This window comes from Pseudomonas mandelii, assembly GCF_002251635.1.
GTDB lineage: Bacteria > Pseudomonadota > Gammaproteobacteria > Pseudomonadales > Pseudomonadaceae > Aquipseudomonas > Aquipseudomonas mandelii_B.
Genome location: NZ_NMOJ01000174.1, coordinates 1 through 21,332 on the forward strand (window position 1 = coordinate 1; position 21,332 = coordinate 21,332).

Sequence of the window (21,332 nt, forward strand, 5' to 3'; positions counted from 1 at the left end):
AAAGGTCGCCTTTTTTTCCGGGGTATAGCGCAGTCCGGTAGCGCGCCTGCTTTGGGAGCAGGATGTCAGGAGTTCGAATCCCCTTACCCCGACCATATTAAAAATCCTCGTATCGAAAGATACGGGGATTTTTTTTGTCTNCNNNNTNNNGNNNTTCNAGGTGTAAATCGCCAGACGAAAAAAACCGCGCTTCCCGAAGGAAAAGCGCGGTTTGATTCCTGAAGGCTTAGGCGCCGTCTTGGTCTTTCAAATGTTCGAAGAGACCTTTTGGCATTTTCTTGCCATTGGCTTCGAAGTTGGCTTTTACGTTGTCGTAAGCCTCTTGCTCGTCGATGAAGCCATCATGGTTGGTGTCGATCTTGTCAAAATTGGACTTCGGCGCGACTTTCTGGAATTCGGCACGGGAGACCTTGCCGTCGCCATCGGTATCGGTCTTCGCCATCGACGCATCGCCACACTTGCCTTCGCCACACTTGCCTTCAGGGGTTTTCACCACCTGTTCGGCCGAGGCCAGCAGGTAGCCCTGGGTCAACGGCTGCGCTGCGAATACGGAACCGGACAACATCATGCCGCCGGCCAAAACAGCGCCGAGCAGGCCAATAGTGTTTTTGGTAGTACGGGACATTTCAATACTCCTGGGTTGCACGACACAACCGTTCGATAAAGGACGCCACGTGAGTGCGGCGATAACCGTAGCGGGCGAGTTGCCTTGCTCGGATGTGGCCATTTAAAGGGCGGGGTGTATCGCTACTGTGTCGCGCAAGGGGGAGTTTGTAAGCGAAGGGGTGGAATCGCGGCGGGAGATACAGTGAGACACACAAGTGTCCGCAGGTTAGACCGAGGCGCCTGCATCGCGGGCAAGCCNCGGATTTCACGGTCGACACATTACCTGTGGGAGCGGGCTTGCCCGCGAAAAGGCCTAGATAGACGCTGAAAATCCTAGTGCAGTTTGAGTCGCGGCTCAGTCCCGCGGCCGATTTTGCTACCGAGCATCAGCATCGCCGTGCGAAACGCGCCATACAGCGCCATCTGGTGCATGCGGTACAGCGACACATAGAACATCCGCGCCAGCCAACCTTCGAGCATCACACTGCCGGTCAGGTTGCCCATCAAGTTACCCACAGCCGAGAATCTCGACAGCGAGATCAGCGAGCCGTAGTCGGTGTACTTGTAGGACGGCAGGTCCTTGCCGTCGATCCGCAATTTCAGCGATTTGGCCAGCAATGACGCCTGCTGGTGAGCCGCCTGAGCGCGTGGTGGCACATTACGGTCGGTGCCCGTTTGTGGGCAGGCAGCGCAGTCCCCAAAGGCGAAGATGTTTTCGTCGCGGGTGGTCTGCAGCGTCGGCAACACCTGCAACAGGTGTAATGAGCTCGCAATCAGACTAAAAACATATTGCAGTTGGCCTCTCTTACTTATTTGAATAAGGAAATTAATCATGTCCAACGAATTCCCCGGTGGTCCTAATCCTCCTCCAAAACCAGTATCTCCGCCCTACGTCACATCGCCAGCCGAAAACACCAAAGTGGGTCAGAACTTTCGCGTTCAAGGGGGGGGGCACGCTCGTCACCGTGTGCGAGTGGTAACCCCGGGAAAGGAAGATGCTTTGAGTGCTGAGCAGCTTATGGAAGGAAACGGTCATTTCAATTTGCAGATCAATAAACCGTTATCGAACGGTCAGTTTTGCTTTCAAATTTTGTTATGGAAGGATGGTAATGCGTTGGCACGCAAAAAAATGTGGGAGCGGGCTTGCCTGCGATGGCGTCTTATCAGCTTGTATATCTTGTGCTGATCTACTGCCATCGCGGGCAAGCCCGCTCCCACACTGCTGCGTGTTATTAGTGCAATTTGAGCCTAGGCTCAGTCCCGCGCCCAATCTTGCTGCCCAGCATCAGCATCGCGGTGCGGAAAAAACCGTACAGCGCGACCTGGTGCATGCGGTACAGCGACACATAGAACATCCGCGCCAGCCAGCCTTCGAGCATCACGCTCCCGGTCAGGTTGCCCATCAAGTTACCCACCGCCGAAAAACGTGACAGCGAGATCAGCGAGCCGTAATCGGTGTACTTGTACTCCGGCAACGCCTTGCCTTCGATCCGCAGTTTCAGCGATTTGGCCAGCAACGAAGCTTGCTGGTGCGCAGCTTGGGCGCGCGGCGGTACGTTGCGATCGGTGCCCGGTTGCGGGCAGGCCGCGCAGTCCCCGAAGGCGAAAATGTTTTCGTCGCGGGTGGTTTGCAGGGTCGGCAGCACTTGCAGCTGGTTGATGCGGTTGGTTTCCAGGCCATCGATGTCCTTGAGGAAACCCGGCGCACGAATGCCGGCGGCCCAGACTTTCAGGCTGGCGTTGATCACTTTGCCGTCGGCGGTGATCAAGCTGTCAGCAGTCACTTCGCTGACCGCCGCATTGGTCAATACCGTCACCCCGAGTTTCTCCAGGGTTTTATGCACAGGGCCGCCAATCCGCTCGGGCAGCGCAGGCAATACCCGCGGGCCGGCTTCGATGAGGGTGATGTGCATGTTTTCCGGTTTGATCCGGTCCAGGCCATAGGCCGCCAGTTCGTGAGCGGCATTGTGCAGTTCAGCGGCGAGCTCAACGCCCGTTGCCCCGGCGCCGACGATGGCGACGCTGATCTGCTCGACCTTGTCGGTCTGACCGGCATGGGCGCGCAGGTAGTGATTGAGCAANTGCTGGTGGAAACGCTCGGCCTGTTTGCGGGTGTCGAGGAACAGGCAGTGCTGCGCTGCGCCCTCGGTGCCGAAATCGTTGGTGGTACTGCCGACGGCAATCACCAGCGAGTCGTAAGCCACTTCACGCGCCGGCACCAGTTCCAGGCCGGCTTCGTCGTAAGTGGCGGCCAGCTGGATTTTCTTCTGTTCACGGTCAAGGCCGCTCATGCGCCCCAGCTGGAACTCGAAGTGGTTCCATTTGGCCTGGGCGACATAATTGAGTTCGTCTTCGGAAGAGTTCAGCGACCCGGCCGCCACTTCGTGCAACAGCGGCTTCCAGATGTGGGTCAGGTTCGCGTCGACCAGCATCACACTGGCCGTGCCACGTTTGCCCAGAGTCTTACCCAGGCGGGTAGCCAACTCCAGGCCGCCGGCGCCGCCGCCGACGATAATAATACGATGGGTCATGGGGATATCTCGCAAGGCTAAAAGAAATCGGAGCAATTACCCGAGCGAGCGCGAAGCTGCTCATAGCGTCAGGTAACTGATAAATCGGCTCAACAGGCCTAAACCAATGGTCACTGCCAACACCACCACCAGGAGCATCCACGGCCGGAAAGGCTTGCGCTCGACTCGGTTTTGGGAGAGTTGCAGGTACTCTTCGACATGCTGTTGGTCATCGGGGTTCAGGCGGCTGGTCATATTGGGCCTCGTCAGGTAGACGTTGCTGAATGTGTAGAAGCTACAGGCTGATTAACGAACGTTGAACGGAGCATAGCCGCTGTCGGGAATGGGCTCGACGCTCACCGTATCGTCCAGGCGGATGATTCCACCTTGTAACACTCGGGCTGTGATTCCGCCATGTCCGCGAACGGCCTGAAACGTCCCGGGGCCCAGGTTGTTCTGCAGACGCGCACACGGCTGGCACCAGCCGGTGGTTTCGAAAATGGCCTGGCCGATGCGGAAACGCCGACCCTTGAGGCTGAACAGGTTGATACCACTGATAACGAGGTTGCGCCGCAACTCTTCAGGCAAGACCGGTTGGTCGTGCGGGCGGCCCATCAGCGAACTGATCACCGCCAGATGTTCCCACTGGATCAACGTCACTTGCCGCGCATTGCGGACACCGGGGCGGGCTCGGTCGCCGGTCAGGCCGGCTTCAAGTCGCGCCTCCACGGCATCCAGTTCGATCATCGGCACGTGAGGTTCCGGGCGCACGCCGATCCAGCGCACGCGGCCGGTTTGTGGGACTTCGGCGATTAATTCCTGTAACGGGCTCACAGGCTGATCCCGACGTCGAAGACGATGCTGCGCCCCAGGTTATTGCGCAGGAAATCCGGTGCGTCCGGGTGGGCGAACAGCACGCGGGCAAAGGTGGGGCCTACCAGTGACAGCGAGCGCCAACCCTGGCGCAGGTATTCGGTGGGCGGCGGGAAATGGCTGTTGAGGTCCAGCACTTCACGTTTGAGGCTGGTGAAGGCNATGATGTCCAGTTCCCCCAGGTCCATGCCGCGTTCTTTGTAGTTGTGCGCTTTTTTACGCAAGGTCGGCGCCAGTCTCAGCAANAANTCATTGGCGGGGATGCGACGCGGCTTGGCCTCGCGACGCACCAGTTGGCTCAGGGAAAACGCACTGCGTCGGCGCAGCAACTCATCGCGCCATTCGTCGTTCAGGCGGCGGCCCTCATCCAGCACGAAAAACACCTCGAAGCTGGCGTCGCGAAACAACACGTCAGGCGGCTCCCCCGCNGGGGGAAATTCCTCGGCGCGGTAGGGCACATTCAAGCCTTGCAGCAGGCGCTGGCAGACCCAACGCTCACGCTCCCATTTGCGGGCATTGGACAGGAACGCGTTGGCTTGTTCGGCCGCTACGGTNAGCAGGCGTAAATAATCTGAGTCATCCATAGGCCCAAGCTTAGCGTTCAAATGCGACAAGCTGAAAGCGTTTACCGGCAAAGGACGTCACTGGGCAGTCGGAACGGGCGGTGTAGACTGATGGCAATGATGCCTAAGCGATCTGACAAGGGGTTGAACGTGAAATATTGGCCGGTGTTACTGCTGAGTCTTCTGCCCTTATGGGCCCAGGCGCTGGAGGTGGGTGAGCGACTGGCGCCCTGGACCTTGCTCGATCAATTCGACCAGGCCTACACGCTCGATAATCAGACTCAGACGTTGCTGGTGGCGCGAAGCATGGACGCTGCCAAACTGGTTGACGCTGCGCTGCAAGGCCAGCCCAAGGGTTATCTGGAGGCGCGACACGTCGTGTTTTTAGCGGACATCCAGCGCATGCCACGGCTGATCGCGAAGATGTTTGCCGTTCCGGCCATGCGCGATTATGCCTACCGGGTCATGCTGGACCGCGAGGGGCGTGTGGCGCCGCGCTATCCCGGGGCTGTGGATAAAGTGCTGTGGCTGCAACTCAAAGACGGTCATTTGGTTGCGCAACACGAATATGCCACGGCCGCGCAGCTGCATGAGGCACTGGAGAAGGTTCGACCATGATCGGTGCCGAGCTGCTGTCCCTGCAAACGCTGACAGTCGGCTGGCTGATTCTTGTGCCTGTGTTGCTCTGGGCCATCTGGCGTGCGCCGTGGGTTGAACTGTTCACCGACAGCCGCCGTCAGCATTTGCTGTTCGGCACGGTGTTCGCGCTGTTCATGCTGTGGCTGGTACGACGTGATTTCGATACAGGCGTGTCGTATCACTTCATTGGCATGACGGCTGTAACGTTGCTGCTGGATTGGCCGTTGGCGATCGTCGGTGCCTTGGTGGCGCAGTGCGGGCTGGTGCTGCTCGGGCGTCAGGATCTGGCGGCCTTCGGGGTCAACGGTGCGCTGCTGATTTTGTTGCCGGTGCTGGTGACCGAATGCTGTGCGATCCTGGTCGAGCGCGCACAGCCGCGAAATCCCTTTGTGTATATCTTCGTTTCCGGCTTCTTTGCAGCGGCGCTGTCAGCGTTGCTGTGCCTATTACTGGCGCTGTGGCTGTTGTGGTTCAACGAACGTTTCGAGATGCCGTACTGGCTGGAAGATTTTGTCGGTTATCTGTGGCTGCTGATTTTTCCGGAAGCTTTCATCAACGGCATGATTGTCAGCGCGCTGGTGGTGTTCAGCCCGGAATGGCTGGAGACCTTCAACCGCACACGCTACCTTTCGGCGCCCTGGAAAGACGACGATCCCAAGTCTTGATCCACATCAAATCCATCAATCGCTGACGCTTCCATGCTCTGCAAAACCTTCAGGAGCATCGAAATGAGTGTGTACGAATGGGCAAGGCAGGAGCTGCGTCAGAGTCTGGATGGCGCGCAGGAAGTGGGGTTTGATCCGGGATTGAGCCTGCGCGCCTTGCTCAGCGCGGTGGTGCAGCAGAGCAAGGCGGTGCGCAGTGCCGAAGACCTGGCCGACGAGTTGCGCTTTCTCGCGGAAAACCTCGATGAAGACCAGGACTATGGCTTTATGCGGCCCTGAGTCTCAGTGGCGCGGCTCGAAGTCTTCGCTGAACATCTCGTCTTCGGCGTCCGGGCTGACCGGAATCTTGTGTTCTTCCGACGCCCAGGCGCCCAGGTCGATCAGTTTGCAACGGTCCGAACAGAATGGCCGGAACGTGCTGTCGGCGCTCCATTCGACAGGGGCGCCACAGGTTGGACAATTGACGGTTGGGGTCTGGCTCATGACTGGCCTCCACGCAAAGTAAGGTAAAAGTGGTGCAGTCGCTCGACCTCGCTGTGCAGCCAGGCGAGGTCGCGGTCGTTGACCACCACATCGTCGGCGTGGCTCACGCGGTCCTGGCGGCTGGATTGCGCCTTGAGGATCGCCTGGACCTGTTGCTCGCTGGTCTGGTCACGCTGCAAGGTGCGTTCGATCTGTAGCTGTTCCGGGGCGTCGATCACCAGGACCCGTTGGGTCATGGCGTACTGGCCGGACTCGATCAGCAACGGCGAAACCAGAATCGCGTAAGGCGATTGTGCCTTGGCCAGGTGATCGGTGATTTCCTTGGCGATCAGCGGATGCAGCAACGCTTCGAGCCAGCGGCGTTCCTCCGCCACCTCAAAGATCAGTTTGCGCAATGCCGCGCGATCCAGTTGCCCGTCGGCTTGCAATACGCCGGGGCCGAAATGTTCGGCGATCTTCGCCAGCGCCGGGCGCCCCGGCTCCACCACCCAGCGGGCTGCATGATCGGCGTCCACTACGTGCACGCCCAGGTCGATGAAGTGCTGGGCGGCTGCGCTTTTGCCGCTGCCGATACCGCCAGTAAGGCCAAGAATCCAGGGTGTTGCGACAGAAGTGGTCATCTGAAACCGACAGACTGCAAATAGAAGTCGGTTATTTGACCACCCCAGAGCAAGGCAATCCAGCCGGCAATTGCCAGAAAGGGTCCGAAGGGGATCGGAGTCGAGGTTTTCGCGTTGCGCAGTCGCAGCAAAATTACCCCGATGATGGCCCCCACGAGCGATGACAGGAGGAGGGTCAGCGGCAATATCTGCCAGCCACCCCAGGCCCCGAGCAGGGCCAGCANCTTGAAGTCGCCATAGCCCATGCCGTCCTTGCCGGTGATCAGCTTGAACAGCCAGAACACCGTCCACANCGTCATGTAACCGGCCACTGCGCCCCACAACGCTTCATGCAATGACACGAACAATCCGAAGCTGTTGACGATCAACCCCAGCCACAGCAGCGGCAGCACCAACACATCCGGCAGCAGTTGGTGCTCGGCGTCGATCAGACTCATGCCCAGCAAACCCCAGGTCAGCACCAGCACCATGCAGGCCTGCCAGCCGAAGCCGAAATGCCAGGCGATAAACCCCGAGAGCAGACCGCAGGCCAGTTCAGTCAGCGGATAACGTTTGCTGATTGGCGCGGCGCAGTTCGAGCATCGACCCCGTAAAAACAGATAACTGAGCAGCGGGATGTTTTCCCAGGCGCGGATTCGATGGTCGCACTGTGGGCAGTGGGAATGAGGCAGCATCAAGTTGTAGGCCGGGCCCGGTGCTTCGGGCGGAACGCCCAACACGTCATGGGCTTGCAGCCGCCATTCGCGGTGGAGCATTTTCGGCAGGCGCCAGACCACCACGTTGAGGAAACTGCCAACCAGCAGGCCGACCGCCAGGGCGATGACCACGAACACCAGCGGATAGAGGATCAGGATTTCGTTCAAGGGCATGTCAGATCGCTGAGCCGAGTTGGAAGATGGGCAGGTACATCGCAACCACCAGGCCACCGACAATAACACCCAGCACCACCATGATGAACGGCTCCATCAGGCTGGTGAGGTTATCGACCATATTGTCCACTTCGTCCTCGTAGAAGCTCGCGACCTTATCGAGCATGTCGTCCAGTGCACCGGATTCTTCGCCAATGGCGGTCAACTGGATCGCCATGCTGGGAAAGATGCCCGAGGTGCGCATGGAGAAATTCAGCTGCATGCCGGTCGACACGTCCTGCTTGATGCGCAGCACCGCTCGCTTGAACACGATGTTGCCGGTCGCGCCCGCCACTGACTCCAGGGCCTCGACCAACGGCACACCGGCGGCGAATGTGGTCGACAGGGTGCGGGCGTAACGGGCCACGGCGGACTTGTACATCAGTGTGCCGATCAGCGGCAGCTTCAGCAGCCAAGTGTCCATGCGGTCCCGAAAGGCCTGGGAGGTTTCAAAGGCGTGGCGCACACCGAAGATCGCGGCGATCAACACGCCAAGTAACATCCACCACCAAGCCTGCAAGAACTCCGACAAGCCGATGACCATCACGGTGAAGGCCGGCAATTCGGCGCCAAAGCCCTTGAACACCGACTCGAACTGCGGCACCACCTTGACCAGCAGAATCCCGGTGACAATGATCGCCACAAAGACCACCGCCAGCGGGTAGGTCATGGCTTTCTTGATCTTGGCCTTGAGGCTTTCGCTCTTTTCCTTATAAGTCGCCACCCGTTCCAGCAGGGTGTCCAGCGCGCCGGCCTGCTCACCCGCGTCCACCAGGTTGCAGTACAGCTCATCGAAGTACTGCGGCTTTTTTCGCAAGGACGCAGCGAAGCTGTTACCCGCCGCGACTTCCTGCTTCACCTCGTCCACCAGTTTGCGCATGGCCGGGTTGTCGAAGCCTTCACCGATGATGTCGAACGATTGCAGCAGCGGCACGCCGGCTTTCATCATCGTTGCCATCTGCCGGGTAAACAGGGCAATTTCCTGAGCCTTGATGCGGTTGCCAAAGCTGAAAATCGAGGCGGATTTCTTGCGCACCTTGCCGGGGTTGATTCCCTGCTTGCGCAACTGGGCCTTGATCAGCGCCGGGTTGAGACCGCTCAACTCGCCGGTCATTTTGGAACCTTTCCTGTCCGTTCCTTCCCAGGCGTAGACACTGATTTTTGCTGCTTTGACCGCCATGTTCAGTCCTTGGTGACCCGGTTGATTTCTTCAAGGCTGGTGACGCCTTGCATGGCCTTGATCAAGCCCGAGGTGCGCAAGTCATTAAAACCGTCCTTGCGCATCTGGATGTCGATTTCCAGTGAGTTGCCTTCGGCCATGATCAGTCGTTGCAGGTCCGGTGTGTTCTTTACCACTTCATAAATCCCCACTCGACCTTTGTAACCGCGGTTGCACTGATCACAGCCGACCGGCTCATAGATCGTGAATGAGCCGATGCGTTCCTCGGGGAAGCCTTCCTTGAGCAGCGCTTCGCGGGGAATCACGATGGGTTTCTTGCAATGGCTGCACAATTTGCGCGCCAGCCGCTGGGCGATGATCAGGGTGACCGAGGTGGCGATGTTGAAGCCCTGAATGCCCATGTTGTGCAAGCGGGTCAGGGTTTCTGCAGCACTGTTGGTGTGCAAGGTGGAAAGCACCATGTGCCCGGTCTGGGCGGCCTTGATGGCGACTTCGGCGGTTTCGAGGTCGCGGATTTCACCGACCATGATCACGTCCGGGTCCTGACGCAGGAATGATCGCAGCGCCTGGGCGAAATCCAGCCCTTGCTTGGGGTTGACGTTGACCTGGTTGATGCCCTCCATGTTGATCTCCACCGGGTCTTCGGCGGTGGAGATGTTGATGTCCACGGTGTTGAGGATATTCAGGCCGGTGTAGAGCGACACGGTCTTGCCCGAGCCGGTCGGCCCGGTGACCAGGATCATCCCCTGTGGCTGCTTCAGCGCGGCCATGTACAAGTCTTTCTGCTCAGGCTCGTAGCCGAGGGCATCGATGCCCATTTGCGCGCTGGACGGGTCGAGGATCCGGATCACCACTTTCTCGCCCCACAGGGTTGGCAGGGTATTGACCCGGAAGTCGATGGACTTGGTCTTGGACAGGCGCATCTTGATCCGCCCGTCCTGGGGTTTGCGCCGCTCGGAGATGTCGAGGCTGGCCATGACTTTCAGCCGCGCCGCAATGCGGTTGGCCAGTTGGCTTGGCGGACTGGCGACTTCGCGGAGCATGCCGTCGGTGCGCATCCGCACCCGGTAGGTTTTTTCGTAGGGTTCGAAATGCAGGTCGGAAGAGCCGCTTTTGATCGCATCGAGCAACATCTTGTGGACGAAACGCACCACCGGCGCGTCATCGGCATCCTGGCCGGCGATGGCGTCCTTTTTGTTGTCGTCGACCGACTCGATGTCCAGCCCGTCAAGGTCAACATCGGCCATGTCTTCCAGGCCGGTGGAATGGCTGTCGAAGAATTTCTCGATGGCGTCGCTGAGTTTATCGTCCTCCACCAGGATGGCTTCGGTGTTCAACCCGGTGCTGAACTGGATGTCATTGATGGCTTGATGATTGGTCGGGTCGCAAATCCCCACGAACAGTTTGTTGCCACGGCGCCAGAGGGGCAGGGCGTGGTGCTGACGGATCAGCTTCTCGCTGACCAACCCTCGGGGCTGGGTTTCCCTGTCCAGGCAATTGAGGTCGAGCAGCGCCATGCCGAAATGCTCCGACGCAATCTCGGCGACCTGTCGGCTCTTCACCAGTTTGTTCTGCACCAGGTAACTGACCAGGGAGATTCTGCTGCGTTGGGCTTGCTGATACGCCTGTTGCGCGCTTTGTTCAGTAAGCAGTTCGGCCAGGACCAGTTGCTTGGCCAGACCGCTAAGGGCGATGTCATTCATAGGGATACCGGACGCAGACAGTTCATGACTTATAGCCTAGTCAAGGCGCTGAGCCAAACCAGCGGCCGTCAGGTGACAAATAGTGTCAGATAGTGCGGATCCTGGGGGTAGGAAAGGTCTTTGCTCTCGCTTCGCGCCCCGTGAACAGGGGGCGCAGCGCTTGGCACGGGGTGTGCTGAAGCTAGTTCAGATCATGAGATTTCGACTCATGCATGGAGCCTGTCTATGAATACTCAAAAAGGTTTTACCCTGATCGAATTGCTGATCGTGGTAGCGATCATCGGGATTCTGGCGACGTTTGCGTTGCCGGCTTATTCGAAGTATCAAGCGCGTGCCAAGGTGACGGCCGGTCTGGCAGAGATCACAGCGTTGAAAGTCCCGTTTGAGGACCTTATGAACTCCGGTACCAATCCGGATCTGACGAAGGTCGGGGGAACAGCCACTACCTCTAACTGCACCACTACAGCTTCTGGCGTGGCGACTGATGGTACCGGTTCTATCGCTTGCACGATTCTTAATGCACCGGGTCCGGTTTTGAGCAAGACAATCACCCTGTCGCGCACGTTGGCTGGCTGGACATGCGCCACCACGGTTGCGCCTGATTACGCGCCGAAAGGTTGTAATGCCACCGGAACGTAGTTTCTCGGCGGCTTGACGAGTGCCCTGTCTGCAAAGACAGGGCATTTTTTTTGTCTGACGTAGGGGAAAACTCGTGAAAGAAAGAAATTCTCGACAATTCATGGCCTTAGGCCCACGTCAAAAACCGCAACTTGCATGTAGAGAATCTCGAAGTCATGCATTTTGCATGATTTCGAAAATCGGCCTGTTTCATAAGTAACTGTTTTATAAGGAATTATTTCCTGTCTCAAAGTTGGCACAGCGTTCGCAATATACCCAGTAACCCTGCTGACAAGACACGCAGCAGACTTTCTAGAAAAACAGGAGTTACTCGTATGAAGAAGTTCGCTATCGCTGCCGCTACTGCTACCGCGCTGACCCTGACCATGGCCAACGCTGCATTCGCTCAAACCCAGGCGACCCAGGCTCCAATGGTCCTGGCAGCCGGTGAAGTGACCAAAGCCAAAGANGCCACTTCCGACACTTGGATCACCACCAAAGTCAAAGCTGACCTGGTNACTGAAAAAGGTATTCCTGGCACCGACATCAAAGTTGAAACCAACAAAGGTGTTGTTTCCCTGTCGTCNACTGTNGCNGTGACNGACGCTCAGAAAGCCACTGCTGTNGCGATCACCAAGAAAATCAAAGGCGTCAAAGCGGTATCCGCTGACGGCCTGAAAGCCGAGTAAGGCAAGACTTCTCGCCTGGACTGGGAGAAGGCGCGGCAGGCGGGCCGAGCAATACGCCAGCCGCATCTGGAGAGTTCATGCGAAAGGCCACAAGGATGTGGCCATTACAGGCCTCCGACATTCGTGTCGGGGGCCTGTTCTATTGTGGGCGTCGCAAAAACCAATGTGGGAGTGAGCCTGCTCGCGATAGCGGTGTGTCCGTCAACATCAATGCTGAATGACACACCGCCATCGCGAGCAGGCTCGCTCCCACATTGGTATGTGCCCACTTTGGATTGTGGGTTCAGTTACCGCGTTTACTGGTGATCTGTTTCAGACGATTACCTTCAAACCGCAGGTATTGATACATCCCGCCATTGGGCCCGTAGGTCCATTCCTCGACCTGAAACTCTTCCCGCCGGTTGGCGCTGCGCTTGTAGCCCAGCAGATCGCGGCTGACGGGTTCACCGCACTTCTGCAGCACCTCGCTGGACCTGTCCCCGACGCTGACCAATTGGCTGCCGCAGCGCAGGGTATCGGCCGCCGAGGCCTGACCGGCCGCCAGCGCCAGGGTCAGGCTGATCAGCAATCGTCTGATCATCACTCGGCATCCAGGTGCATCGGTGTTACCACCCGACCGTCACTTTCGGCCTCGCCCAGTTGGGCGTCGATGAAGTAGACGCGGTCATCGGCCATCTGGGCCTTGTCCACCAGATAATCCTTGATGCTGCTGGCGCGTTCCTGGCCCAGTTGGCGCAGCAACACATCGCTGGTGCTCCAGAATTTGATCACGTCTGCGCGCATTTTAACGGTGCGTTCTTCCTTGCCCAGATCCTTCCATTCAGCCGGTGGCTGAGTCTTCAGGCGCGTGCGGTAGATCCCTTCCAACAGCGGACCTTTCTCGCCGTCCGGCACTTGCAGCAACGAAGCCTGGGCCGGAACCTTGTCACCGCGTCGCTGGAGCATTTTGTAGTAGTTGTACTGATATTCGCGCTCAAGCCGTTGCTCGGCAATCAGTGGGCCGTCGCTTTTGGCGGCCGCGGTGCCTTCGATTTCCAGGCGCAGGGCAGGACGTTCCTTGAGGGCCTGGGACAGTTTGACCAACGAACCCTCGGCGTCCTTGCTCAGCTCACTCGAGCCCGGCGCAAACGAGACAGTGCCCAAATCTTCGGAACCGCCGCCACTGACCAGCCCGCCAATCATTTTGAACGGCGCGGCAGCCGCCTNTACGACCAGGTTGCGCAGGGTCTGCCACACAATCGGCATCACGCTGAATTGCGGGTTATTCAGGTCGCCGGTCACCGGCAGTTCGATGGAAATCTTGCCGTCGACGTCCTTGAGCAACGCGATCGCCAGTTTCAGCGGCAGGCTTACAGCGTCCGGACTGTCGACTTTCTCACCCAGTTGCAGCTGCTCGACGACCACTTTGTTCTCGGCCTTGAGCTGGCCCTTGACGATGATGTAGTGCAGGTCGAGATTGAGCCGGCCCTTGCGGATACGGTAACCGGCGAACTTGCCGGAGTAGGGCGTCAGCGTGGTCAATTCCACGCGTTTGAAACTGGTGGCGATGTCGAGGCTGGACATCGGGTCGAACGGATTGACCGAACCCTTGATGGTCACGGGCGCGTAGCGGTCGACCTTGCCTTTGATATCGACGGTGGCCGGTTTTGCCTGCCGGCTGTCGATGGTGCCGATCTGCCCGTTGAGCTGCTGCACGGCCGTGGCGAAGTTGGGCGTGAGGCTGAAGTCGGCGAAGTTCGCCGAACCGTCATTGATGGCAATGCCGCCAATGTGAATGCCCAGCGGTTTGTCCTTGCTGGCGGGTTTGGCTGCGGCGGTCTTGGCAACTCCGGTGTCGGCCGGTTGCGGGATCAGCAGGTCATCGATGTTGGTGGTGCGATCATCGTTGATCATGAAACGTGCATAAGGCTGCAGCAGGTTGACCTTGTCGATCGACAGGCTATTGCCGTGCTGATAGTTCACGCCTTCGAGCACCAACTGCTGCCACTTGAGGAAGTCGCGGGTCTTGAGGGTGTCGAGGGTGTGCAGTTGATCGACCTGCGCTTTACCGGTGACGCTGAACGCCAATGGCTCGGTGCTTTTCAGATCGACCGCCAGATCACTGCCGAGCATGCCGCTGCGCAGTTCCAGGCGAATGAACGGGTTGATGTAGGACTGGGCGACACGCAGGTCGATGTCCTTGGTCTGCACGTTCAATTTGGCGCTGACCGGTGCCAGGTTAACCACGCCGTCGGCCATGAGCTTGCCTTGTTTGCCCACGCCAGTGTCGAGCTTGAGGTTAAAAGGCGAGCCGTTGAGGCTGTCGAAGTTCTGCAAGTCGAGGTTCAGCGGGCCGACATCCAACGCAACGGCGGGTTGTGCCTTGCGGTCGGCCAGATGCACCTGGTAGTTGCGCAGTTGTACGTCTTTGAGCAGGACTTGCCACGGTTTGCTCGGTGGCGCGGGTTCGGCTTTGGGCGAATCGGCTGCCGCCGGAGTTTTCGCCGGTTCGGCGTTGGCTTTGACCGCTGCTTTGGACGGTTGGCTGGCGAACAGTTTTTGCCAATCCAGTTGCCCATCGGCCTCGCGGGCGGCCCAGGTTTCCAGCTTGTTACTGCGAATCTTGCCGACCACCACTTGCTGTTTGGCGAGGTCCACCGTGGTTTCGCTGATGTCCAGACGTTCGAGTTTCGCCAGCGGTCGACCATCTGGGGCGTTGATGGCGAATGGCGCGATGCTGACGGCGACGTTACTTAGCAGCAGCTCGGTTTCCTTGGACAGGTTGAGTTTGTAGTCGGTGCTCAGGTTGACGACGCCGTCTTTGAGCACCAGAGGCAAAGCGTCACGCACATAGGGCCAAAAGGCTTTCATCTTGCCGTCGGTGATCTTCAGCTTACCTTCGGAGGCAATCGGGATCAGGCTGAAGTTACCGGTCCAGTCGATCTGTCCACCGGCCGGGCCGACGGCCACCAACGTCATGTCGGCACTGTCTTCGGGCAGGGTGCTGAGGTTTTTCAGTTCGAAGTCGAGCTTGTCGTAGAGGAATTCGATGGGTTCGCTGGGGCGTGCATCCTGGAAGTGCACATTGCCGCCAGCCAGCTTGATCCGTTCCACGCGCAACGGGAATGGCTTGGCGTTCGGGTCGGCTGGGGTCGGTTCGCTGGCGGGGAGTTTGAACAGGCCAAGCAGATTGAGTTTGCCGTCCTTGCCGAAAAGGATTTCGGTCTTGGGTTTGTCCAGTTCGATATCGGACAGGTGCAACGCCTTGGTCCACAGGCTGTCGATCTGCAGGTTGGCATACAGGCGTTCAAAGCCGACCTGTTCCTTGCCCGGCTCGCCGATGACCAGACCCCAGAGGGTCACTTCCAGGCTGAAAGGGTTGAGTTCGATCCGGGAAATCGTGGCGGGCATCGTGGCGTAGCTGGCCAATTGCTGGTTGGCGACCCGCAACGCAATGCCCGGCAAAATCAGAAACCCCAGCAGGCTGTAAAGGGCAAGGGCAGTCAACAAGGCGCCTATGGCGCGAATCAATCCTTTGGGCATGGGTGACGNCATCTGTCTGAATCGGAGTGCGTTGGAGTATGGCACGCGATTCCGGTTCCGAAGTGATCGCACTCTTCTGGTTTTTCAGAAATTAGCGTAGGAATTTTCCTGCGTGATCAGAGTTGCAGAATCAACGTTTTCAGCGGCGGCTGTTGATCCATCGACGGGAAATCGCCGCCCGGTTTCATGACGGTCCACTCACGCACCGGCCGCCCGGCCTTCTCCGCGCAACGCAAAACCTGCTCGCGCCAATCGTCCATGCTGACTTTTGCGAGGTTGTTGCAGCAGATCAGCACGCCATTGTCGGCCGTCGCCAGCAACGCGGGTTTGAGCAGGCTCTGGTAGTCGCGCAACAGGTCAACGGTGCCGAANGCGCTCTTGGCCCAGGCGGGTGGATCGAGCAGCACCAGGTCGTACTGACGCTGGTCGAGACGCGTGTAACTCGGCAGTTTCTGCCCGCGCCGCTGACTGATCGGCAGCCCCGCCAGTTGGCGGATGGCCGGGAAGTAATCGGACTGGATGAACTCCATCGCAGGCAATTGCGGATTGAGCAGACCGTTCTCGCGGCCGACCGCCAGATTGCCCTCGGCGAAGTCCAGGTTGCACACCTCACTTGCGCCACCGGCTGCCGCGCTCAAGCCTACGCCACAGGTGTAGGCGAACAGGTTCAGTACGCTTTTGCCGGCGCTGTGGTCCTTGACCCAGCCGCGGGTGTTGCGCAGATCAAGGAACAGCAGCGGATCCTGACCGGCATGACGCCCGCGAACCCGGTAGTTCAGGCCCCATTCGTGGCCGATCAGGTCTTGCAGGGCCGCCTCGTGGGCGCGGTAGACCGTGTCTTCGCGGTCGATACGCGAGTTGCCCCGGGAGCGGTCGTTGTAGACCAGCAGCGTATCGAGGCCAAGGTGTTGATTGACGGTCTCGTGCAGTTGCAGCAACGCGTCACGTTCCAGCGCCTGGTGGAAGCTTTGCACCAGCAATTGCGGGCCATAACGGTCGATGGTCAGGCCACCGGCGCCTTCCTGGCTGCCATGGAACAGCCGGTAGCAGTCGGTGCCTTGGGCATGCAGCTCGTTGATCAGGTCTTGGCGGTGGTCGAGGGCGGCGCGCAGCGCCTGATTCAAGGAAGACATGCTGGCGCCTTGCAGGAGGGGAATTTGGCGCGGGAGTTTAACAGTATTGCACCTGATCCCGAGCCACTGATCGTTCCCCATGGTCAGTGGCTTTCTGTGGCCAATGGGGTTTTGTGCACCAAGGGCTTTTGTGGGGCAAGCCCCCTCGCCACAGTTAGTGCATAGCACCAGAAGTTACTGGTTCAGGCGTTTATCCACCAACTCTTGCACCACGCTCGGGTCGGCCAGGGTCGAGGTGTCCCCCAGGCTGTCCAGTTCGTTGCAGGCAATCTTGCGCAAGATCCGTCGCATGATCTTGCCGGAACGGGTTTTCGGCAAGGCGGGTGCCCATTGGATCAGTTCCGGNTTGGCGAAACTGCCGATCTCCTTGCTGACGTGGGCCAGCAGTTCTTTCTTCAATTCGTCATTGGGTTCGGTGCCGTTCATGGGCGTGACAAAGGCGTAGATGCCCTGGCCCTTGAGGTCGTGGGGATAACCGACCACTGCCGCTTCGGCNANTTGGTCATGCAGCACCAGCGCGCTTTCCACTTCGGCGGTGCCGATACGGTGGCCGGACACGTTAATAACGTCATCGATGCGCCCGGTGATCCAGTAGTCGCCGTCGTCATCGCGCCGCGCGCCGTCGCCGGTGAAGTAGTAGCCGGGGTAGGGTTTGAAATAGGTGTCGAGCATGCGCTGCGGGTCGCCGTAGATGCTGCGGATTTGCCCAGGCCAGCTGGCTTTGATGGCGAGCACGCCACTGCCGGCGCCTTTGATTTCCTTGCCCGTTTCATCCAGCAGCACCGGTTGCACGCCAAACATCGGTTGGGTTGCGCACCCCGGTTTGATCCGTTGGGCGCTGACCAGCGGGCTGAGCATGATGCCGCCGGTTTCGGTCTGCCACCAGGTATCGACGATCGGGCAACGCTGCTCGCCCACGGCGTTGAANTACCAATCCCACGCTTCCGGGTTGATCGGCTCACCGACGCTGCCGAGTAATCTGAGGCTCTGGCGAGAAGTTTCCTTCAACGGCTCGGGGCCTTCACGCATCAGCGAGCGCAGGGCAGTCGGGGCGGTGTAGAAAATGTTCACATTGTGTTTGTCGATCACCTGCCAGAAACGCGAGCTGTTCGGGTAGCTCGGCACGCCTTCGAAGATCAGCGTGGTCGCGCCGTTGGCCAGCGGGCCATAGACAATGTAACTGTGGCCGGTGACCCAGCCGACGTCGGCGGTGCACCAGAACACTTCGCCGTCGCGGTAATCCAGCACGTACTTGAAGGTCATCGCCGCTTGCAGCAGGTAGCCACCCGTGGTGTGCAACACGCCCTTGGGTTTGCCGGTGCTGCCGGAGGTGTAGAGAATAAACAGCGGGTCTTCGGCGTCCATCGGCTCNGGCGGGCAATCGTCGCTGACGTCGCGCAGCGCTTGGTGATACCAGAGATCGCGACCTTCAACCCAGTCCACTTTGCCTTGGGTGCGCTCGACGACGATGACGGTGCTGACGTTCGGGCAACTTTGCAGCGCCTCGTCGACCTTCTGCTTGAGCGGCACGTATTTGCCGCCGCGCACGCCTTCATCGGCGGTGATCACCGTGCGGCAGTCGGCGTCGAGAATCCGGTCGCGCACAGCGTCTGGAGAGAAGCCGCCGAACACCACCGAATGCACCGCGCCAATGCGCGTGCAGGCCAGCATCGCGTAGGCGGCTTCCGGGATCATCGGCATGTAGATGCACACCCGGTCGCCTTTCTTCACGCCACGACTTTTNAGCACGTTGGCCAGGCGACAGACGTTGTGATGGAGTTTCTTGTAGGTGATCTGCGCGGATTCGGCGGGGTCGTCGCCTTCCCAGAGGATGGCGATCTGATCGCCGCGTTTTTCCAGGTGACGGTCGATGCAGTTGTAACTGACGTTCAACTGGCCACCGGCAAACCAGCTGGCCTCGCCGGTTTTCAGGTTATAGCGCTGGACGGTGTCCCACGGCGTGCTCCAGTCGAGAAAGCGGGTGGCTTGCTCGGCCCAGAACTCAGTGGGGTGCTCGATGGATTGGCGGTAGAGGCGGTGGTAGTCGTCTTGACTCAAGTGTGCAGCCCGGCGGACGGCATCGGCTTTGGGGAACGTGCTGATATCGAACATGACGGTTCCTTATTCTTGTTTTGCGACAAGAGGGGAGCTGCGCGACCCTCGTAGGAGCCGGCTTGCTGGCGAAGCGGTGTGTCATTCAACTTTTTGTCGACTGATACACCGCTTCGCCAGCAAGCCGNTGGCGAAGCGGTGTGTCATTCAACTTTTTGTCGACTGATACACCGCTTCGCCAGCAAGCCGGCTCCTACAAGGTTAGTACCCCGCAGGAACGGCGTCAGATCATCCGCGGTGACGACCGCGGAAGTAGTTGATCAGGCCTTGGGTGGAAGCATCGTCAGCCGAGGTTTCTTCGGCGCCGGTCAGACGGTTGTACACGCCTTTGCCCAGCTCTTTACCCAGCTCCACGCCCCATTGGTCGAAGGCGTTGATGCCCCAGATCACGCTCTGCACGAACACTTTGTGTTCATACATGGCCACCAGTGCGCCGAGGCGACGCGGGCTGATGCGCTCGACCACGAGGGTGTTGCTCGGGCGGTTGCCCGGGATCACCTTGTGCGGGGCCAGCTTCTGCACGTCGGCTTCCGGCATGCCCTTCTCGCGCAGTTCGGCTTCGGCTTCGCTGCGTGTCTTGCCGAGCATCAGTGCCTGGCTTTGCGACAGGCAGTTGGCGAACAGCCACTGATGGTGGTCGGACACGGGGTTGAAGCTGACGATCGGCACGATAAAGTCGGCCGGAATCAGTTGGGTCCCTTGGTGCAGCAACTGGTGGTAAGCGTGTTGACCGTTGCAACCTACGCCGCCCCAGATAACCGGGCCGGTATCGGTGGACACTGGCGAACCATCCTGGCGCACGCTCTTGCCGTTGGATTCCATGTCCAGCTGTTGCAAGTGCTTGGTGATGTTACGCAGGTAGTGATCGTACGGCAGGATCGCGTGGCTGCGCGCACCCCAGAAGTTGCCGTACCACACGCCCAACAGACCCAGCAGCACCGGCATGTTGGCTTCGAACGGAGCATTCTGGAAATGCTGGTCCATGGTGTAGGCACCGGACAGCAGCTCCTTGAAGTTGGACATGCCGATGGCCAGGGCAATTGGCAAACCGATGGCGGACCACAACGAGTAACGGCCACCGACCCAGTCCCACATCGGGAAGATGTTTTCTTCGCGGATACCGAAAGCTACCGCCGCCGCGTTGTTACTCGATACGGCGATGAAGTGGCGGTACAGCTCGGCTTCCGAACCACCCTGGGCCAGGTACCAGGCGCGTGCAGCCTGGGCGTTTTTCAGGGTTTCGAGGGTGTTGAAAGATTTCGACGAAACGATGAACAGCGTGGTCTCAGCGCGTAGCTTCATGGTCAGTTCGTGGAACTCGCTGCCGTCGATGTTCGCCAGGTAATGGCAACGCACGCCTTTGTGGGCGTACGACAACAGCGCCTCGGAGACCAACTCCGGGCCAAGGAACGAACCACCGATGCCGATGTTGACCACGTCAGTGATCGGCTTTTCGGTGTAGCCACGCCACAGGCCATCGTGGATACGGCCCACGAGGTCGGTGATCTGGTTCAGCACCTTGTGCACATCCGGCATGATGTTCACGCCGTTGACCGACAGCTTGTCGCCCACTGGGCGGCGCAGGGCGGTGTGCAGGGCCGGGCGGCCTTCGGAGGAGTTGACGATTTCGCCGTCGAACAGCGACTTGATCGCGCCCTTGAGGTCGACTTCATTGGCCAGGCCCACCAGCAGATTGCGGGTCTCGGCGTTGATCAGGTTCTTCGAGTAATCGAGAAACAGGCCGCAGCTGCTGAGGGTGAATTGAGTAAAACGCTGCGGATCGGCATNAAANGCTTCGCGCATGCTGAAATCCTGCATGGCGTGGCGGTGTTGATTGAGCGCTTGCCAAGCGGGCAGAGCGGTAACGTCATGAGGGGTGCGGTAGTACGCCATCGCTGCGGGTTTCCTTTTTACTTGAACGGCTTTTTTGAACACTGAAAATCCCGGCGCGCCGTGGGCAGGCGTCCGGTCAACTGCGTCGACACGATTTCAATGACACAGGGCGAATACAGTAAACCTCGCGCTGCGATCTGTCTTGACTTTGTCTAACACGTTCCCGGTACTTTTTTATACACAAAGCAGGGAACGGTTCGACAAACGGGAGTGGCGTCGGTTCGATCAGGCGACCTGAACCGGAATGGCATTGCTGGTGTGGCTCAGCTCATTGCCCGGCGCCATGTAGAGCATGCGCGGCTTGAAATTGAGCAGCTCGGCTTCGCTGTAATGCGCGTAAGCGCAGATGATCACCCGATCACCGACCTTGGCCTTGTGCGCTGCAGCACCGTTGACCGAGATCATGCGCGAACCTTCTTCGCCACGAATCGCGTAGGTGGTGAAGCGTTCGCCGTTGTCGACGTTATAAATCTGGATCTGTTCATATTCACGGATACCGGACAAGTCCAGCCATTCGCCGTCGATGGCGCAAGAACCTTCGTAATCGAGAACGGCGTGCGTGACTTCGGCGCGATGCAGCTTGGCTTTGAGCATGATGGCGTGCATGAGTGTTTT

General features: G+C 59.0%; 22 protein-coding genes, 1 tRNA gene and 1 pseudogene. 7 read left to right on the forward strand and 17 right to left on the reverse strand.

Annotated features, from left to right (window positions below; all coding sequences use genetic code 11):
• Positions 1-18: 18 nt before the first annotated feature.
• Positions 19-95, forward strand: a tRNA-Pro gene (locus B7L09_RS21795).
• A gap of 131 nt (positions 96-226) precedes the next feature.
• Here the strand turns inward: B7L09_RS21795 and B7L09_RS21800 are convergent.
• Positions 227-625: an HvfA family oxazolone/thioamide-modified RiPP metallophore gene (locus tag B7L09_RS21800; RefSeq protein WP_010467563.1), complete on the reverse strand. Its 399-nt coding sequence runs from the start codon at positions 623-625 to the stop codon at positions 227-229.
• A 314-nt stretch (positions 626-939) separates the two neighbouring features.
• A pseudogene (locus tag B7L09_RS21805) lies at positions 940-1,359 on the reverse strand (NAD(P)/FAD-dependent oxidoreductase); the annotation flags it as partial.
• A gap of 79 nt (positions 1,360-1,438) precedes the next feature.
• On the opposite strand from B7L09_RS21805, the gene B7L09_RS31680 reads away from it, so the two are divergent.
• On the forward strand, positions 1,439-1,792 hold the full coding sequence (locus B7L09_RS31680) for a hypothetical protein (protein WP_141213492.1): 354 nt from the start codon (positions 1,439-1,441) through the stop codon (positions 1,790-1,792).
• Positions 1,793-1,838: 46 nt separating this feature from the next.
• Here the strand turns inward: B7L09_RS31680 and B7L09_RS21810 are convergent, their stop codons facing one another.
• The 4 genes from B7L09_RS21810 to B7L09_RS21825 are packed head-to-tail and all read right to left on the reverse strand — an operon-like array spanning position 1,839 to position 4,573.
• Complete coding sequence (locus B7L09_RS21810; protein WP_094470592.1) at positions 1,839-3,137, reverse strand: NAD(P)/FAD-dependent oxidoreductase; 1,299 nt, start codon at positions 3,135-3,137, stop codon at positions 1,839-1,841.
• Positions 3,138-3,197: 60 nt separating this feature from the next.
• Complete coding sequence (locus B7L09_RS21815) at positions 3,198-3,371, reverse strand: DUF3094 domain-containing protein (protein WP_094470593.1); 174 nt, start codon at positions 3,369-3,371, stop codon at positions 3,198-3,200.
• Positions 3,372-3,422: 51 nt separating this feature from the next.
• A complete protein-coding gene (locus B7L09_RS21820) occupies positions 3,423-3,950 on the reverse strand; it encodes an MOSC domain-containing protein (protein ID WP_094470594.1) in 528 nt (175 codons plus the stop codon).
• On the reverse strand, positions 3,947-4,573 hold the full coding sequence (locus B7L09_RS21825; RefSeq protein WP_094470595.1) for a DUF1780 domain-containing protein: 627 nt from the start codon (positions 4,571-4,573) through the stop codon (positions 3,947-3,949). The genes B7L09_RS21820 and B7L09_RS21825 overlap by 4 nt, the downstream gene beginning before the upstream one ends.
• A gap of 129 nt (positions 4,574-4,702) precedes the next feature.
• Here B7L09_RS21825 and B7L09_RS21830 point away from each other — a divergent pair, with 129 nt between their 5' ends.
• From B7L09_RS21830 to B7L09_RS21840, 3 genes are all read left to right on the forward strand, one after another.
• On the forward strand, positions 4,703-5,170 hold the full coding sequence (locus B7L09_RS21830; RefSeq protein WP_094470617.1) for an FAD/FMN-containing dehydrogenase: 468 nt from the start codon (positions 4,703-4,705) through the stop codon (positions 5,168-5,170).
• Positions 5,167-5,856 (forward strand): energy-coupling factor ABC transporter permease, encoded by a 690-nt coding sequence (locus tag B7L09_RS21835; protein ID WP_094470596.1) that lies wholly within the window; start codon positions 5,167-5,169, stop codon positions 5,854-5,856. Before B7L09_RS21830 ends, B7L09_RS21835 begins: the two co-directional genes overlap by 4 nt.
• Positions 5,857-5,919: 63 nt before the next feature.
• A complete protein-coding gene (locus tag B7L09_RS21840) occupies positions 5,920-6,135 on the forward strand; it encodes a hypothetical protein (RefSeq protein WP_094470597.1) in 216 nt (71 codons plus the stop codon).
• A 3-nt stretch (positions 6,136-6,138) separates the two neighbouring features.
• Here the strand turns inward: B7L09_RS21840 and yacG are convergent, their stop codons facing one another.
• From yacG to pilB, 5 genes are all read right to left on the reverse strand, one after another.
• Positions 6,139-6,339 carry a DNA gyrase inhibitor YacG gene (gene yacG, locus B7L09_RS21845; RefSeq protein WP_094470598.1) on the reverse strand — a complete coding sequence of 67 codons (201 nt, stop codon included), beginning with the start codon at positions 6,337-6,339 and terminating at the stop codon, positions 6,139-6,141.
• Positions 6,336-6,959 carry a dephospho-CoA kinase gene (gene coaE / locus B7L09_RS21850; protein ID WP_094470599.1) on the reverse strand — a complete coding sequence of 208 codons (624 nt, stop codon included), beginning with the start codon at positions 6,957-6,959 and terminating at the stop codon, positions 6,336-6,338. The genes yacG and coaE overlap by 4 nt, the downstream gene beginning before the upstream one ends.
• Entirely contained in the window at positions 6,956-7,828 is an 873-nt protein-coding gene (locus B7L09_RS21855; RefSeq protein WP_094470600.1) for a prepilin peptidase, read from the reverse strand. The genes coaE and B7L09_RS21855 overlap by 4 nt, the downstream gene beginning before the upstream one ends.
• Before the next feature lies 1 nt (position 7,829).
• Entirely contained in the window at positions 7,830-9,047 is a 1,218-nt protein-coding gene (locus B7L09_RS21860; protein WP_094470601.1) for a type II secretion system F family protein, read from the reverse strand.
• 2 nt (positions 9,048-9,049) lie between these two features.
• Positions 9,050-10,750 (reverse strand): type IV-A pilus assembly ATPase PilB, encoded by a 1,701-nt coding sequence (pilB, locus tag B7L09_RS21865; RefSeq protein ID WP_094470602.1) that lies wholly within the window; start codon positions 10,748-10,750, stop codon positions 9,050-9,052.
• A 225-nt stretch (positions 10,751-10,975) separates the two neighbouring features.
• On the opposite strand from pilB, the gene B7L09_RS21870 reads away from it, so the two are divergent.
• Together B7L09_RS21870 and B7L09_RS21875 are read left to right on the forward strand one after the other, a co-directional pair.
• Positions 10,976-11,389, forward strand: coding sequence for a pilin (locus tag B7L09_RS21870; RefSeq protein ID WP_094470603.1), 414 nt, complete (start codon positions 10,976-10,978; stop codon positions 11,387-11,389).
• A 314-nt stretch (positions 11,390-11,703) separates the two neighbouring features.
• Positions 11,704-12,057: a BON domain-containing protein gene (locus B7L09_RS21875; protein WP_094470604.1), complete on the forward strand. Its 354-nt coding sequence runs from the start codon at positions 11,704-11,706 to the stop codon at positions 12,055-12,057.
• Positions 12,058-12,340: 283 nt separating this feature from the next.
• Here B7L09_RS21875 and B7L09_RS21880 read toward each other — a convergent pair whose 3' ends face one another.
• The 6 genes from B7L09_RS21880 to panD all read right to left on the reverse strand — a co-directional run bounded on the left by B7L09_RS21880 (position 12,341) and on the right by panD (position 21,323).
• Positions 12,341-12,637 (reverse strand): DUF2845 domain-containing protein, encoded by a 297-nt coding sequence (locus B7L09_RS21880; RefSeq protein WP_094470605.1) that lies wholly within the window; start codon positions 12,635-12,637, stop codon positions 12,341-12,343.
• A complete protein-coding gene (locus B7L09_RS21885) occupies positions 12,637-15,591 on the reverse strand; it encodes a DUF748 domain-containing protein (RefSeq protein ID WP_094470606.1) in 2,955 nt (984 codons plus the stop codon). Before B7L09_RS21885 ends, B7L09_RS21880 begins: the two co-directional genes overlap by 1 nt.
• 104 nt (positions 15,592-15,695) lie before the next feature.
• The gene (locus B7L09_RS21890) at positions 15,696-16,712 is read right to left on the reverse strand and encodes a class I SAM-dependent rRNA methyltransferase (protein ID WP_094470607.1); all 1,017 of its coding nucleotides are present in this window, start codon (positions 16,710-16,712) and stop codon (positions 15,696-15,698) included.
• Positions 16,713-16,886: 174 nt separating this feature from the next.
• Positions 16,887-18,824: an acetate--CoA ligase gene (gene acs, locus B7L09_RS21895; protein ID WP_094470608.1), complete on the reverse strand. Its 1,938-nt coding sequence runs from the start codon at positions 18,822-18,824 to the stop codon at positions 16,887-16,889.
• Between the two features lie 228 nt (positions 18,825-19,052).
• Positions 19,053-20,717 (reverse strand): glucose-6-phosphate isomerase, encoded by a 1,665-nt coding sequence (gene pgi, locus B7L09_RS21900; RefSeq protein ID WP_094470609.1) that lies wholly within the window; start codon positions 20,715-20,717, stop codon positions 19,053-19,055.
• A 225-nt stretch (positions 20,718-20,942) separates the two neighbouring features.
• The gene (gene panD / locus B7L09_RS21905) at positions 20,943-21,323 is read right to left on the reverse strand and encodes an aspartate 1-decarboxylase (RefSeq protein WP_003228271.1); all 381 of its coding nucleotides are present in this window, start codon (positions 21,321-21,323) and stop codon (positions 20,943-20,945) included.
• Between the last annotated feature and the right edge of the window lie 9 nt (positions 21,324-21,332).

What these genes read in the sequence shown, in the direction of transcription:
- B7L09_RS21800 (WP_010467563.1), bottom strand. Translation starts at nt 625, where the DNA reads ATGTCCCGTACTACCAAAAACACTATTGGCCTGCTCGGCGCTGTTTTG.
- pilB (WP_094470602.1), bottom strand. Translation starts at nt 10,750, where the DNA reads ATGAATGACATCGCCCTTAGCGGTCTGGCCAAGCAACTGGTCCTGGCC.
- B7L09_RS31680 (WP_141213492.1), top strand. Translation starts at nt 1,439, where the DNA reads ATGTCCAACGAATTCCCCGGTGGTCCTAATCCTCCTCCAAAACCAGTA.
- panD (WP_003228271.1), bottom strand. Translation starts at nt 21,323, where the DNA reads ATGCACGCCATCATGCTCAAAGCCAAGCTGCATCGCGCCGAAGTCACG.
- B7L09_RS21880 (WP_094470605.1), bottom strand. Translation starts at nt 12,637, where the DNA reads ATGATCAGACGATTGCTGATCAGCCTGACCCTGGCGCTGGCGGCCGGT.
- B7L09_RS21870 (WP_094470603.1), top strand. Translation starts at nt 10,976, where the DNA reads ATGAATACTCAAAAAGGTTTTACCCTGATCGAATTGCTGATCGTGGTA.
- B7L09_RS21860 (WP_094470601.1), bottom strand. Translation starts at nt 9,047, where the DNA reads ATGGCGGTCAAAGCAGCAAAAATCAGTGTCTACGCCTGGGAAGGAACG.
- B7L09_RS21835 (WP_094470596.1), top strand. Translation starts at nt 5,167, where the DNA reads ATGATCGGTGCCGAGCTGCTGTCCCTGCAAACGCTGACAGTCGGCTGG.
- B7L09_RS21840 (WP_094470597.1), top strand. Translation starts at nt 5,920, where the DNA reads ATGAGTGTGTACGAATGGGCAAGGCAGGAGCTGCGTCAGAGTCTGGAT.
- yacG (WP_094470598.1), bottom strand. Translation starts at nt 6,339, where the DNA reads ATGAGCCAGACCCCAACCGTCAATTGTCCAACCTGTGGCGCCCCTGTC.
- coaE (WP_094470599.1), bottom strand. Translation starts at nt 6,959, where the DNA reads ATGACCACTTCTGTCGCAACACCCTGGATTCTTGGCCTTACTGGCGGT.
- B7L09_RS21815 (WP_094470593.1), bottom strand. Translation starts at nt 3,371, where the DNA reads ATGACCAGCCGCCTGAACCCCGATGACCAACAGCATGTCGAAGAGTAC.